Below are 14115 nucleotides of genomic sequence, written 5' to 3'. Positions count from 1 at the left end.
TAGGAAGGCTCATACTGTAGACAAACTCGAAGAATTTAGAGTTTGTCTACAGCCTTTTTCTTTTTACAATACATATGTATGAATAAGGCCGTTTATTTCCGCTGCGTGCGGACGCTTTCCGCGGGCGGGGCCGAGCCGCTTCCTTCGCTACGCTTAGTCTAGGGTCTCGACTATCCCGCTTTTCCCGCTGGAGTCGCCGCACTCCGCTCCAATCAACTGAATGTGTAACTATGACAGCCTACTATCAACAGTATTTTTGAGATAAGGAAAATAATTAAGCTCGTCACTTAGACATGGCGAGCAGCTTAATAGTGGGAAGGTTATTGAAAAGTACGGTTAATTAAATGAATTATCCAATTGTTTAAACCTAAAAAAAGAATGTAAAAAAGACAAAAGGCAATGAGAATTGACTTCTCGATGCCTTTTGTGCACTCTGAGCCTTCTTAAAAGTATTAATTTAAGTGGGATGTTTATTTAGCAGATATATTTTAAAGATAAAAAACATGCTGTCCTGGATTTAAGCTATTCGATTAAATAATTCTCTGTACTTCTTCAAAGTTCGGTATTCCTTTTACTAAATTATACTCTGCCCATTTCTTTACTTCACTTTCTACTGCTCTATTCTGCCATTCAAAACAACCACATTCCCTGCAATGACTTTCCATATACGTGTTATTATTACGTCTTTTTTGATACACTGTTTCTTCCTTGCAGTTGTAGCAATATAGTTTTTTCTCTAATTCCATCGGTAGCCACCTAACCTTCCTTGTTCGTTGGTTTTAATTGTGGCTACAGCTTTCTCTATTTGTGCTCTATTTAATCTCGCTAATGGATACTTTTTTATTTTCTCCATATCGAATCATTCTTTTTTAAAACCTACAATAAGAGATATATCACTAACAACTATATAGACACAAAAATAAATAATTGACATTTGTTAAAGCTGTAACTATAATAGTTACAACAGAGAGGTTAAATTTTTAATAGTAGTCGATTTTCAATTGCTGTTCATATTTTATTTATCTTAAATAGAAACATCACTACAAAATAAAATACATTATACTCTGTAAAAGTGTAAGAATATTTATGATTTCTATATTTTTTTAAAGATGTTGTAACTTAGTTTGTTACAACATTGTACTATTACTACTAAAAAAGGAAGGTAATATACGATGACTGTAAAAATTAAAGCTTATTCGGATTTTATATGCCCATTTTGTTTTTTAGGTAAAGGTCCTTTAGATGAGATTGTAAAGGAAAAAGACGTAGAAGTAGAATGGATGCCATTTGAATTACGTCCAAGTCCACATTCTAAAATCGATCCATGGAAAGAACCTGATAAATTAAGTTCATGGGATTCCTTTATCCTACCTACTGCAAAAAAACTAGGAGTTGACATGCGTTTACCACGTGTTTCTCCACACCCATATACCAACTTGGCATTTGAAGGATGTCATTTCGCAAAAGAACATGGAAAAGGAAATGAATTTCACCATAGAGTATTTACTGCGTTTTTCCAAGAGGAGCAAAACATAGAGAACGTAGAAGTATTAACAAATTTAGCAGGTGAAGTTGGTTTGTCTATGGATGATTTTAAGGACGCTTTAGTATCACGCAAATATCGCGAGGTTCATCAAAAAGCTCTAAATCACGCTTATGAAGAAGCGCAAATTATGGCTGTTCCGACATTCATTATTGGTGATGAAGTGATTCAAGGATTAGCCAGCAAAGAAAGATTAGCTCAAGTCATTGATAAGGAATTAAAAAAAAAGCAAACAAGTGACTTTGATGGCATGCAATGCGATATAAATGGGAATTGCTAATACTAGATTTAAACTACAGTGGAGTTTTGTAAGTATTTCCTTACTTTAAATAACTGCTTGCTCTGTCAGAAAAATCTATGTGTTTATATATTATTTTAAAATTAAACTTATTTGGAGGAATTAAAATGTCAGTAACTACAACAAACTTAAAAGAAGCAATTATTAACCGCCGTTCTATTCGTAAGGTGAAAAAAAATGAAAACATTACAAAAGAAAGAATCAGTGAACTATTAAAAACAGCTTTACATGCTCCTACATCATTTAATATGCAAAGTGGACGTATCGTTGTAGTAATGGAAAATGAACATGACAAGTTTTGGGATATCGTAAAAGAAACACTACGCTCTCGTGTACCAGCAGAGAATTTTGAGGCAACTGCAGAAAGATTACAAGGGTTCCGCGATGGAGTAGGAACAGTACTATTCTTCGAAAACCAAAAAACAATACAAACAATGCAAGAAAATGCACCATCTTATAAAGAACAATTCCCATTTTGGTCTCATCAAGGCAGTGCAATGTTGCAATACGCAACATGGATGTCATTAACTGCTGAAGGAATCGGTGCATCATTGCAGCACTATAACCCAATTATTGATGAAGAAGTAAAACAAACTTGGGATATCCCAGCAGAATGGAGCTTAGTAGCACAAATGCCATTTGGTGAACCAAACGAACAACCAGGAGAAAGAACATTCTTACCTTTTGAAGATGTTGTGAAGTTTTATTAAGATAAACAAATCACTATCAAATGATCAAATATAGTGAAACAAAGTTAATTGAAAGATTCCCCTGTGTTTTATAAGTTACTTTTTTTCTTAATTAAGGGACAAAAGAAGTTCTTTTCAATCTAATTAGTTTTTTCCAAAACAAAAACCGTTGATTCCTCAACGGTTTTTCTTGTCTTTCATATGGAGACGGCGGGAGTCAAATCTATTTTCTCTAAACCTGGTTATATCCGTCGTTGCTAGAGTAAGTGTGTTTTTTTGACTACTTTTTTGAATACATTTATTCACATGTTCATAGATGCCTATTAAAATTTATAAAACACTTAATATATTTTTTATAGAAAGATATACTTTATTCATTCAATTTAAAAGTATGTATAGTTTCAATAACGACTTTCTCAAATAAAATATTAATTTGATCTATATGCATTGTAAATTCGCTAGGAATACTTCTATAATCATGTACATAAAGATTCCTAACATTGTACAAGGCTTTCGCCGCATTGTTCTTTCTATCTCTTCCTACTCCATCTAACAATTCATTACACGAGTCCTTTAACTCATCTCTAGATGCATCAAATTCGCTATAATTATTAAATAATTTTTTTATTCTATCACTTTCATTGGCGATATTCCCTAAATCTTCCTTAACTTGAAAAAGTTTTTTCTCATTTTTTGATAATCCATCCAATAATATTTTAAGTTCAAAATTAAAAATTCTTTCAATTAATAACTCAATCACCTGATATAACATATGAAATTTAACTAACGGGTGAATCTTCTCCACCAAAATCTCATTAAATAAGTATTTAATAAACACTTCTTCTGTTAAATCGACGGAAATTTTATTTAATTTTATTTTATTTTGGCTATCTATTGTTTTATTATTATCCCCAGGTCTACTTAAATATCCCTTATCATATAAAGAAGGAATATAATTTTGAAAATTATATTCTCTTATGGTATTTGTATTTGAATTACTCGTAACAAATACATGTGTGTATTCGATATCATATAAATCTTCTAACCTGTAGTTACAATCATCTCTATAGATTAATCTCTTCCCCCATTTTTCAGATTCGACTAATAATTTTAAAAAAGCTATATATGCATAGTTTAAAAAATATTCGTTACTTACATAATCATGATTTTGAGAAATAATTGCTTGTAAAGGAAAAAGCCACCCCAATCTAATATCACCATCAAAAACCTGAAATATATTATTTTCTGCAAAATTCTTATTATAAAATAAATGAATTTCATAATCATTTATATCTTTCATTTCACTTATTTCAAGTTTATAATTAAAATAAATCTTTAAATCCGAGTCCTTTTCCCTAAATATAAATTGATTATTTTCCTTATCAAATTCTTGATAATTTAATGAACATGACAACAATTCATCATTACTAATTTCATTCATTATTCTGATTCCCTACGATATTTTTTATAACCATCTTCTACTGCTTGACTTAAATTTAAGTATGAATCTGAATCTTTATTAAATAAAGCTCTAAAGAACCAATAAAAATACTCACGTTGAGAATTACCAATTTTTTTTGATTTCTTTTTAACTTCGTCCAAATTAGTAATAAAATCGACTATCCAATCCTCTTTATCTCCATCAGATATTAAATTTGGTAATACCAAATTAATTTCTTCAAACCCTTGAATTAAATCAAGATCTCTTAATTTTCCTAATGCTGCACCGAAGCCTGTGAATGCTTGAGACTTATTAAATAACTTTAATGCCGAAACCGCAAATGCTTTTGAATTTAGTTTCATTTCCTCTTCATAATCTGATTCTAATTGCCAATTCTCAGTATAATCAATAGTCTTTCTTATAAAAGAATCAAATGTTTTTAAATATTCATTAAATAAATCGTGTTTTTGATCTTCAATAGATAATTTTTCTAAGCTTTTAATATTATTTAATACATCAAATCTATCCATAGGTAATGGGTCTCTTTCCAAATATGAATTAAATCCTTCAATCACACTTTTAAAATTATATGTTCCTAATTCATTATTATTATCTTCATCTACTTCTCTAAGAATTGTAATTCCTTCGATTACACCTTGTAGATAATCTTGATATAACATTTCAATTTGATGACGTACTGACATTGGTGTTTGCCCTGTATTTAGTGTTAACATTCTATATAAAATTCCAAATTTGTTGATTCCTAAGTATAATTCAATTCTTAGCTTATTTGAATAAAATTTATCTAGCTCTTCCTTAGAACTCGAAATATCAAGTTCCACCTCAACACCTTTTAGTGTATGTGTTCTTTGTAATCCATCTAAGATAATAAGTCTTTCCTTATTTCCTTCTATATATTTTGTTAATTCATGATCTTCCATAGTTGAATACCCGCTAGAACTTCCATTAGTAAGTGCAAGAACCATCGGCGGCATTAAACAACCTGTTTTCAAATCATTTTTTAATAAAGAATATACTGTATTTGATGATTTTACCCTACGTCTTTGTAATGGATTGTTTTCTATAATTTCCTTAGCCATTTTCAAATATTCGCCATAAGTCATTTCTATAAAAATGTTTTCGGCGTTAATACGAGAATCTGTTATTCTTGATTTAATTTCCATTTTTAATCTCCCTTACATTCTTCAATGATTTTATTTATATATCATACCATTTTTTAACTCTTATAGAAAAACAGTCAGACATCAAATAGTTAGACTGCTTTCTTTAAACCATTATATTTATGATATAGTCAGTTGATATATATACTAATCATACTGTTACCGTAATACAAAGCGTTATCTAAAGAATAAAGACGTTATGTAATTACTTATTAATTGCGAGTTTCAATTTCCTTTGTAGAATTTTCTATTATATACTGTAGATATTTTTCTTCTGTTAACTGTAATTTTAAATCTTCATCAGCTTGAACCAATACTCTTAATGCCTCCCAATTTGGAATCGGGTTATTTAAACCTGTTGCAACTCGCGGACGATTTAATCTTTGCCATTTCTTAATCTCTGTACCGTTACGAATTGCAGAACTTGAGCTATTTTCAGTATTATATTTATTTTTCACTTGCAACAAAATGTTCTCTTCACCTAAATAACAAAAATCTATGGCTCTAAAGGTTGAACCAGCACACCAAATCCATCCATGAGGTTCTAACACTTCAGCCAAATATTCTTCAAGTATAATCCCATTCATATTTTCAGCACTCATATATAGGTAATGCCCTAGTAAATATTTATTAATTGTTTCTTCATCCTCTTCGGTATTTGAAGTAATTCTTTTAGTTAGTGCAGCATCTTTTTCTCCATAATTCTTCAGTGGTCGTTTTATAGCTAAATTTGTTCTACCTAACTCATAACTATTACTCCATTTAGTTAGATATTCTCTCGCCATATTCTCTAAATCACCTTCTTCAAATGATAATACAGTGAAAAGACTAGTATCATTATTTAATGCAAAGTTAAACATATCTGTTAAATTGTTTCGATGATTTTCTTTAACTACTAGATTTTCCGCAAATTCAAATGCAGATTTTGCTTGTTCAATTGTTAATCCTTTTTCCAAAATATATTCAAAGGATTTCTTAATTTTCGCCATAGTAATTTCCCACCTTAAATTATGTATTAGTTTCCATTTTATCTTATTAAACTAATAATTGTACACTCTAAATAAAATTATGTTATGATAAGAATCGTAATCGGGTCTATAAATAGTTTCGGAGAGGAGCATCTATATGGAAATGACTATCCAAACAGTTGCAAAACAACTAAAAGTTACAGAACAATATGCAAGAAAATTAATGAGAGATGGAAAAATAAAATCACAAAATATAAATAGAGCTTGGATAACAACTCAAGTGGATGTTAACAATTTTTTAAAAACTGGCGAATTTGTAATTGATCCAGATGATAGAAAACGAGTAACTGATGAAATACCCAATGTTGTTGCTTTGTCATTCTTCAGTGGAGGTATGGGGCTGGACATAGGGATGAGAAACGCAGGGATTCACCCACTTCTAGCATGTGAAATAAACAAAGATGCACGTGCTACAATTGTATCTAATGATAATGAAATCGGCTTGATTGGGGATATATGGGGATGCACTACTGATAAAATTAGAGAATATGCAAAAATTCCAAATGAACAACAAATAGATATCATCTTTGGAGGTCCTCCTTGTCAAGCCTTCTCGACCGCTGGTAATCAAAAGGGGCTTGAAGATGCACGTGGTAATGTTTTTATTCGCTACTTGAATTTAATTGGCGAATTGATGCCAACATATGTAGTTATTGAGAATGTTCGTGGGCTTCAAACAACAGTAGCTGTCTTAGACGACACAAATGGACACCCTGTAAAAGGGGGCGTATTACATTATGTCATCGAAAAATTAGAGTCTTTTGGTTATAGCGTATCATTTGAACTTTATAATGCTGCAAATTTTGGTGCCCCTCAAAAACGTGAACGATTTGTTATTATAGGAAAATTAGGAAATGAAAAAGTTCCCTATTTAACCCCTACAAACTCAGAAGACAGGGAATATAACCTACCACCTTGGAAAACTCTTCAGGAAGCAATTGGGGATATTCAAGGAACAGAAATGAACTATATTAAGATGCCTGAAAGTCGTATAGAATGGTTTAAGAAGATCCCAGAGGGTGGAAATTGGAAATCATTATCTGATGCAGAACAACGTGAAGCAATGGGGGGAAAATACTTTATGGGTGGAGGAAAAACCGGCTTCTTCAGACGTTTATCATTTAGTCAGCCAAGTCCAACACTCGTGACAGTACCTACAATGCCAGCAACTGACTTAATTCATCCTACCGAATTAAGACCGTTATCAATAGAGGAGTACGCTAGAATACAAGGGTTCCCTGACAATTGGGTATTTTGTGGAAGCCTATTAGAAAAATATAAACAAATCGGAAATGCTGTTCCAATCAAACTTGGAGAAGCTATAGGAAAAACCATCCTCAATGACATTAACGGCATAAATGACAACATTTATAACAATTTCAAATATTCTAGATACAAAAATACATCTGATATAACTTTCCCTGTTCTATATAAAAAGAATCTAGAAAAAGCCTTAAAAAATCAGGAGTCCGAGCAAACACTTCTTCCTATTTAGAAATTATTTGTAATAACTTTTCTTGACAGTGATTAGCTAATAATAATTTCCTTTTTTAAAGCAAACAGATCAAGAAAAGGCAAGGCTTAGAATATTTTTCTAGTCCTTGCCTTTTTTAATTCTACTTTTAATTGTGGATAGTTATCAATATAAGCAAAATTTTGGGGTGCATTGACATTTAATTTTTTCATGTTGGCTAAGGGAATTGGTTCTTCTATTTTCTCAAGAGCAATAATTTCATATGCGAACTTTCTACCATTCTCCATAATTTCTATAAACTTTTCATTCCCTTCATTATATTGGACATCAGAATTAAACTCACATATTGGATTTTTTACTGTCATTTTATATCTAATTTCCTTTATTGGATTAGGTACATAAATCCATATTATAAAATAACCTTTATCTGATACTATTTTAAAATTTCTAAATTCAAAATTTTTATTGGTAGTTTCTATTCGGTTGCAGTATTTTTCATAGATGCTAGTTAAAATTTCCATATCTCCATTTAATGTTACTTTTTTGAATTGGTAACATTCCCTTTCGTTTTTTACTATTCTATTAACATCGAGCGTAATAGTACTACATCTGCTTATTTCTTAATCTAATAATTGAGTGGAATCATTATTTAAAATAATATACTGATCCAAAAAATAATTAGATTTCAACATTAAATTGGATAAAAATTTAAGAGGTTTGCGAACTAAACTTGTTTTGATTGAAAATAAAAATGTAAGTAGTATTCCTCCCAATTTAACATCATGTTTCTATATTAATTATCCCACATTTCTTTAGTGAATTCATCACAACAAAATTCTATATGTGCCTATAAATCATATAAATTTTCTTATAGTAACACGTATTATAATGAATGGGCTGCAAAGGTTAAAAAAGCAAGAACAATTAAATCATATTTCAGCATAATTTAAAAATGTAACCAACTCTTCACGAGAATAAAAGTTTTCTTCATCCTCATCAATGGGAACAACATACGTTGGCTTTACCTTTGTTTCAACATAAATAAATGGATTATTTTGGATGTAATTATGAGCAACCGCAAAATCTAAAACTTTCTTGGCATATATTTGGATTATAAAGCATATGCTCTTCTTCGATTAATCTCTTATACTGGGATGCTTAAAAGCGAAGCATTAGCACTTAAGTGGAATGACTTGAATTTAGTAGATAATCCGTTGACGATAAACAAAGCTATTGCACGTGGAAAAAATACTCAGCTCTATTTAATATCTACTAAAACAGGTAAAGCCAGAACAATTAAAATAGACGAAACTACTGTATCCATTTTAAAGGAATGGAAGAAACTTCAGAAACAAAAGTATTTTAAGCTTGGAATCAATACTCTTTAAAAAAGCAAATTAATCTTTAGTAATAAGAACAATACATTTATCCAACCTGGGCAAGTTCAAAAGTGGATGTACAGCGTGCAAAATAAATTCGCACTCAAGTGGGTATCCCCTCACGGACTACGTCACACTCATTGCTCTCTTTTAATTGAAGCAGGTGTGAGTATTAAAAAAGTACAAAATCGTTTAGGTCATTCAGATGTTAAAACACAACTTTAGACATATATACTCATGTTACTAAGAAAGCAAAAGAAGGTGCTATTCAAAAGTTCATACACTATTTAGAGAGTTAATCCATCGACTCTATTTTGACTATAAATTGACTATTTTTAAATAACTTTAGATGAAATTGAATGAAAAAAAAGTGCCAAAACCCTTATTTATCAAGGGTTTTGACACTCATTGAAATCGTATGATTTCGTAATATGGAGACGGCGGGAGTCGAACCCGCGTCCAGAAACTCCAATACTCAAGCTTCTACGCGTGTATCTTGCCTATTTAGGATTCACGCTTCAATAGCCAGCAAGCAGGCATCATGAGCGCTAACTTGGGAAGCTCTTGTTACTAGCTCAAGTGGCACTAGTAACCGTATCCCACTATAAGTGAGCCTGAACTATGCTACATGGGCGATAGAATAGACAGGCAGTTTCATCAGCTTACGCTGCGAAAGCTAAGTTGTTTTGTTGTTTGCCAGTTATTATATAACTTCCGTTGATGACGAAGCCGAGACCTCCGACGCGCAACTCAAGCTCAGACCATCCCTGTCGAATCCGTAACGTCCCCTTAATATAGGCTTTACAAGGTATTTCTACTACTTGTAGTTAAATGCCTTAGGGAACCTTATGACAATAAATGTCTTAAGGCCGTTCGGAAATACTTTTATAAAAAGTATTTATACTGGCTTGTTTACTTTATAAATTATAAGGCAAGATTGGTGAAACTTCAAGTTTGAGCATCTTAATTATACTTGGTTTTTTGCCTTGAATGTACGTTCCATATCACGTTTTGCTTCTTTTTTACGTAGGTCATCACGTTTATCGTAGTTTTTCTTACCTTTACCGACACCGATTAATAATTTCGCATAACCGTCTTTTATGTACATTTTCAGCGGTACGATAGTATAACCGTCACGTTTAACTCTACCAATTAGCTCAGCAATTTGTCTTTTATGAAGCAATAATTTACGTGAACGTAATGGATCATGATTAAAACGATTTCCTTGTTCATATGGACTAACGTGCATGTTTGAAATCCAAGCTTCATTACCACTGACGCGGACGTATGAGTCTCTCAATTGCACTCTACCGTTACGAATTGACTTAATCTCTGTTCCTTGTAATACCATTCCTGCTTCGATCGTTTCCTCTATAAAGAAATCATGTCCTGCCTTTTTATTTTGTGCCAGAACTTTTCCTGACCCTTTAGCCATTATCATTCACCTCATTAAATAGAGGAGAAGCGACTAGCGCTTCTCTTTATTTTTCTTTTTACCATTGCTGCCTTTTTTCTTTTTAGCAATACCTTCGTAGAACTTTTTCTTTTGGCTACCACTTTTACCGGAAGCTTTACGCTCTTCCTTGCGTGTTTTACCATTCACTTTTGCACCACTTGGTTTTCGAGTTCCGCTCCCGCTTCCACTTTCGCTTCTGCCTTTTCCTCTGCCACCTCTAGTGCCCTCTTTTTTCTTCGCATGAATGACACGTGGTGCTTCTTTACGAGTACGGCCGAATTCGCGTTTCATACCGACGATTTCAAAATCAACAGCTGATTCTTCAACGTTGACAGCCTTAACTTTAATTTCTACACCATCACCAATACGGAAAATACGACCGGTACGTTCGCCAATCATCACCATTTGACGGTCGTCAAAACGGTAGTAATCATCTGTCATATTACTTATATGAACAAGACCTTCAATTGTGTTTTCTAATTCGATGAACATACCAAAGTTTGTAATTGAACTAATGATACCTTCAAATTCATCACCAATTTTATCAGCCATATATTGTGCTTTTTTCAGTGCATCTGTATCACGCTCTGCATCGACTGCACGACGTTCGCGCTCAGACGTATGCTGTGCAATTTCATCCATTATAGCATTCCAGTGTGCAATTGTAGCAGATGAAACGTCACCGTTTATTAAGTACGTACGGATCAATCTGTGAACAATTAAGTCCGGGTAACGACGGATTGGAGATGTAAAGTGTGTGTAAAACTCTGTAGATAAACCAAAGTGTCCTAAACATTCCGCACTATATTTTGCTTGTTGCATAGAACGAAGCATCATAGTCGAAATAACAGGTTCTTCAGGTAATCCATCAACTGATTCTAAAATCTCTTGTAATGCACGTGGGTGGACTGTGTTACCAGTACCTTTAATCACTAACCCAAAGTTTGTTACAAATTCAAAGAATCGTTGAAGTTTTTCTGGCTTAGGATCTTCGTGAATACGATAAATGAAAGGTACATCCATCCATTTGAAATGTTCTGCAACTGTCTCATTGGCTGCTAACATAAACTCTTCGATTAGACGCTCTGCGACTGTACGTTCACGTAATACAACATCTGTAGGCCAACCATTTTCATCTACCAGTACTTGAGATTCTTTAAAGTCAAAGTCTACAGCACCACGATCCATACGTTTATTGCGTAGAATTTGCGCTAATTCACCCATATCCTTAAACATAGGAACAAGATTTGCATAACGTTCTTTTAACTCTTCATCATCTTCTTCTAAAATCTTATAAACATCTGTATAAGTCATACGCTCAGTCGTATTAATGACACTTTGGAAAATTTCGTGTCCTATTACTTCGCCACTACCATTAATCGTCATCTCACAAGATAACGTTAGTCGGTCAACTTGTGGATTTAATGAACAAATACCGTTTGATAGACGATGCGGAATCATCGGAATAACGCGGTCTGTTAAATACACACTAGTAGCACGATCATACGCTTCTTCATCAAGATCTGAACCCTCTGTTACATAGTAGCTTACGTCAGCGATATGGACGCCTAGCTTATACGTACCATCATCATTTTTTGTCACAGTAACAGCATCATCTAAATCTTTTGCAGTTTCACCGTCAATTGTGACAATCATTTGATCACGTAAATCAATACGACCTTCTAAATCTGCTTGTGTTACTTCATCAGGAATAGCTGATGCAGCATCAATCACTTCTTTTGGGAAGTCGATAGCGATACCATGTTTATGGATAATCGATAAGATATCAACACCTGGGTCATTTTTGTGACCTAAAATTTGCGTTACAATTCCTGTTGCTGAACGATTATCATCAGGCCATCCAGTAATTTCAATGACTACTTTATGGCCGTCCATCGCGCCGAGAGTGTCTCCTTTTGCGATAAAGAAATCGATTGATAATTTCTTATCATCTGGTACTACAAAGCCAAAACCACGATTTGCTTGAAAGACGCCGACAACCTTCGTTGTTCCTCTTTCTACAATTTGAATGATTTTACCTTCTCGTCGATCTCCAGAAGTTGTTTTAGATACACGGATTAATACTGTATCACCATTTAATGCACCATTAAGGGCATCTGGCGGTATAAACACATCATCCATTCCTGCTTCTTCAGGTGCAACAAAGCCAAACCCCTTTGCATGACCGATGAAGCGTCCTTTTAACAAATTCATACGATCTGGCGTACCATAACGATTCGTATTAGAACGTACTACCTGCCCTTGCTGTTCCATTCTTACTAGTGTTTTCACTAGTTCTTTAAATTCATCTGCATCTTTAAAACCAAATTGTTGTTCCAATTCGGCAACAGTGAGCGGCTTATATTGTTCTTCCTTCATGAAACTTAATAATCGTTCTTGTAAAGATAATTCTTGATTGTTCATCTTTCTTCCCTCCTTCTAATAGCGTTTGCGAAGAATGCCATTTTTACTCTTGCCAATCGAGTTTTTCTAAAAAAGCATATATATCTTCATGTAATTGTTTTTTCTCTTTGTCAAGAGTAATAACGTGCCCAGACTCTTTATACCATTTTATAGCTTTATCATTGGACTCCACCTGATCATAAATGATTTGTGCTGAATTTATATCAATCACGTCATCTAATAATCCTTGGGCAACGAATATTGGAGCATAGATTAGATCAATCTGATTACGAACCTGATAAACAAGTTCTCGTAATTCTGAAAGTGAAGGCATCCCTTGTTGCTTCAGTTCAGATATCTCTTGCTCGATTTCATCTGGTTTTTTTCCAATAAACTTTTTAAAGTCACGTGCATATTTCAACACACCTTCGAACATTAAATCCGTAGTGTGCATTGACATTGGTGCACACATTGTCGCAATCCCCTTAATAGGTAGTGTATACCCTAAACGCAGTGAAAATACACCACCTAAAGATAAACCAGCAACTGCAATCTCTTCATAACCAGCTTCTTTTAAAGTATTATATCCCTGTAGAACGTCTTCCCACCAATCTGATGGTCTTGTATGGATTAGTTCCTCTGGTGGTACACCGTGGCCTTTATAATGAGGAGCAAACGTAGTATAGCCCTTTTTCTCCAAAAATCTCCCTAACATTCGCACATCAGAAGAATTCCCAGTAAATCCATGCAACAGTAAAACTGCACGTGGACCTGCTTTAAAAAAGAAAGGCTGTGACATTAAAACTTCCATGAAGCAAACCTCCATTAATAATACAATTCATGTATGTAAGTGTTCTATTATTAATTATATGCTTTTATAAAAGAAAACGCCTAACCATATGGTGGTCAGGCGGTTCAAATATCGCTCATTAAATTTTCGCAATAGCTAAAGCTAGTACAAAAAATAAAATTGATAATACTACCGTAATGCGGTGCAAAATAAGGTCCATGCCTCGAGCTTTTTGCTTACCAAAAAGTTGCTCAGCTCCACCAGAGATGGCTCCCGAAAGACCTGCACTTTTACTTGATTGTAATAATACTAAGACAACTAATGCAAGAGAAACAATGATTAATAGTGTCATAATCACAGTATGCATATGTTCCACCTCCTGATTCGAAACATCACAACAGTCTTATCTTACCAAAAACTGTACGTAATGACA

Annotated in this window: 12 protein-coding genes, 1 other RNA gene and 1 pseudogene; 4 read left to right on the top strand and 10 right to left on the bottom strand. The window is 33.3% G+C overall.

All coding sequences use genetic code 11. The features are described from left to right. Window positions 1-530: 530 nt before the first annotated feature. On the bottom strand, window positions 531-746 hold the full coding sequence (locus MHH98_RS03790; RefSeq protein WP_038188755.1) for a hypothetical protein: 216 nt from the start codon (window positions 744-746) through the stop codon (window positions 531-533). A 426-nt stretch (window positions 747-1172) separates the two neighbouring features. Here MHH98_RS03790 and MHH98_RS03785 point away from each other — a divergent pair, with 426 nt between their 5' ends. Beyond that, window positions 1173-1823: a DsbA family oxidoreductase gene (locus tag MHH98_RS03785; protein WP_340712231.1), complete on the top strand. Its 651-nt coding sequence runs from the start codon at window positions 1173-1175 to the stop codon at window positions 1821-1823. Between the two features lie 125 nt (window positions 1824-1948). After that, entirely contained in the window at window positions 1949-2551 is a 603-nt protein-coding gene (locus tag MHH98_RS03780) for a nitroreductase family protein (protein WP_340712230.1), read from the top strand. 349 nt (window positions 2552-2900) lie between these two features. On the opposite strand, the gene MHH98_RS03775 is transcribed toward MHH98_RS03780, so the two are convergent. The 3 genes from MHH98_RS03775 to MHH98_RS03765 all read right to left on the bottom strand — a co-directional run bounded on the left by MHH98_RS03775 (window position 2901) and on the right by MHH98_RS03765 (window position 6141). Next, complete coding sequence (locus MHH98_RS03775; RefSeq protein ID WP_076065701.1) at window positions 2901-3971, bottom strand: hypothetical protein; 1071 nt, start codon at window positions 3969-3971, stop codon at window positions 2901-2903. Next, window positions 3971-5155 (bottom strand): hypothetical protein, encoded by a 1185-nt coding sequence (locus MHH98_RS03770; protein ID WP_076065700.1) that lies wholly within the window; start codon window positions 5153-5155, stop codon window positions 3971-3973. Before MHH98_RS03770 ends, MHH98_RS03775 begins: the two co-directional genes overlap by 1 nt. A 209-nt stretch (window positions 5156-5364) precedes the next feature. Beyond that, window positions 5365-6141: a SinI family restriction endonuclease gene (locus tag MHH98_RS03765; protein WP_076065699.1), complete on the bottom strand. Its 777-nt coding sequence runs from the start codon at window positions 6139-6141 to the stop codon at window positions 5365-5367. A 136-nt stretch (window positions 6142-6277) separates the two neighbouring features. On the opposite strand from MHH98_RS03765, the gene MHH98_RS03760 reads away from it, so the two are divergent. Continuing rightward, on the top strand, window positions 6278-7675 hold the full coding sequence (locus MHH98_RS03760; protein ID WP_083669676.1) for a DNA cytosine methyltransferase: 1398 nt from the start codon (window positions 6278-6280) through the stop codon (window positions 7673-7675). Window positions 7676-7761: 86 nt separating this feature from the next. Here MHH98_RS03760 and MHH98_RS03755 read toward each other — a convergent pair whose 3' ends face one another. Next, window positions 7762-8175 carry a hypothetical protein gene (locus MHH98_RS03755; RefSeq protein ID WP_076065698.1) on the bottom strand — a complete coding sequence of 138 codons (414 nt, stop codon included), beginning with the start codon at window positions 8173-8175 and terminating at the stop codon, window positions 7762-7764. Window positions 8176-8808: 633 nt separating this feature from the next. Between MHH98_RS03755 and MHH98_RS03750 the strand changes: the two are divergent. Next, window positions 8809-9258 (top strand): annotated as a pseudogene (locus MHH98_RS03750) (site-specific integrase). A gap of 204 nt (window positions 9259-9462) precedes the next feature. On the opposite strand, the gene ssrA reads toward MHH98_RS03750, so the two are convergent. The 5 genes from ssrA to secG all read right to left on the bottom strand — a co-directional run bounded on the left by ssrA (window position 9463) and on the right by secG (window position 14049). Further along, window positions 9463-9822, bottom strand: a transfer-messenger RNA (tmRNA) gene (gene ssrA, locus MHH98_RS03745). Between the two features lie 178 nt (window positions 9823-10000). Further along, complete coding sequence (gene smpB / locus MHH98_RS03740) at window positions 10001-10468, bottom strand: SsrA-binding protein SmpB (RefSeq protein ID WP_076065696.1); 468 nt, start codon at window positions 10466-10468, stop codon at window positions 10001-10003. A 33-nt stretch (window positions 10469-10501) separates the two neighbouring features. Continuing rightward, the gene (rnr, locus tag MHH98_RS03735; protein WP_076065695.1) at window positions 10502-12913 is read right to left on the bottom strand and encodes a ribonuclease R; all 2412 of its coding nucleotides are present in this window, start codon (window positions 12911-12913) and stop codon (window positions 10502-10504) included. 43 nt (window positions 12914-12956) lie between these two features. After that, window positions 12957-13703, bottom strand: a complete 747-nt coding sequence (locus MHH98_RS03730; RefSeq protein WP_076065694.1) for an alpha/beta hydrolase — start codon at window positions 13701-13703, stop codon at window positions 12957-12959. Between the two features lie 118 nt (window positions 13704-13821). Next, on the bottom strand, window positions 13822-14049 hold the full coding sequence (gene secG / locus MHH98_RS03725; RefSeq protein ID WP_038188803.1) for a preprotein translocase subunit SecG: 228 nt from the start codon (window positions 14047-14049) through the stop codon (window positions 13822-13824). Between the last annotated feature and the right edge of the window lie 66 nt (window positions 14050-14115).

It is taken from the genome of Viridibacillus sp. FSL H8-0110, from assembly GCF_038003565.1.
Lineage (GTDB): Bacteria > Bacillota > Bacilli > Bacillales_A > Planococcaceae > Viridibacillus > Viridibacillus arenosi.
Note: the sequence above shows the minus strand (reverse complement) of the source record. Positions and strands in the feature narration are given on the sequence as shown.

Excerpts from the sequence above, each read along its gene's own strand:
- MHH98_RS03790 (WP_038188755.1), bottom strand. The coding sequence starts at position 746 with ATGGAATTAGAGAAAAAACTATATTGCTACAACTGCAAGGAAGAAACA.
- MHH98_RS03785 (WP_340712231.1), top strand. The coding sequence starts at position 1,173 with ATGACTGTAAAAATTAAAGCTTATTCGGATTTTATATGCCCATTTTGT.
- MHH98_RS03780 (WP_340712230.1), top strand. The coding sequence starts at position 1,949 with ATGTCAGTAACTACAACAAACTTAAAAGAAGCAATTATTAACCGCCGT.
- MHH98_RS03775 (WP_076065701.1), bottom strand. The coding sequence starts at position 3,971 with ATGAATGAAATTAGTAATGATGAATTGTTGTCATGTTCATTAAATTAT.
- MHH98_RS03770 (WP_076065700.1), bottom strand. The coding sequence starts at position 5,155 with ATGGAAATTAAATCAAGAATAACAGATTCTCGTATTAACGCCGAAAAC.
- MHH98_RS03765 (WP_076065699.1), bottom strand. The coding sequence starts at position 6,141 with ATGGCGAAAATTAAGAAATCCTTTGAATATATTTTGGAAAAAGGATTA.
- MHH98_RS03760 (WP_083669676.1), top strand. The coding sequence starts at position 6,278 with ATGGAAATGACTATCCAAACAGTTGCAAAACAACTAAAAGTTACAGAA.
- MHH98_RS03755 (WP_076065698.1), bottom strand. The coding sequence starts at position 8,175 with ATGGAAATTTTAACTAGCATCTATGAAAAATACTGCAACCGAATAGAA.
- smpB (WP_076065696.1), bottom strand. The coding sequence starts at position 10,468 with ATGGCTAAAGGGTCAGGAAAAGTTCTGGCACAAAATAAAAAGGCAGGA.
- rnr (WP_076065695.1), bottom strand. The coding sequence starts at position 12,913 with ATGAACAATCAAGAATTATCTTTACAAGAACGATTATTAAGTTTCATG.
- MHH98_RS03730 (WP_076065694.1), bottom strand. The coding sequence starts at position 13,703 with ATGGAAGTTTTAATGTCACAGCCTTTCTTTTTTAAAGCAGGTCCACGT.
- secG (WP_038188803.1), bottom strand. The coding sequence starts at position 14,049 with ATGCATACTGTGATTATGACACTATTAATCATTGTTTCTCTTGCATTA.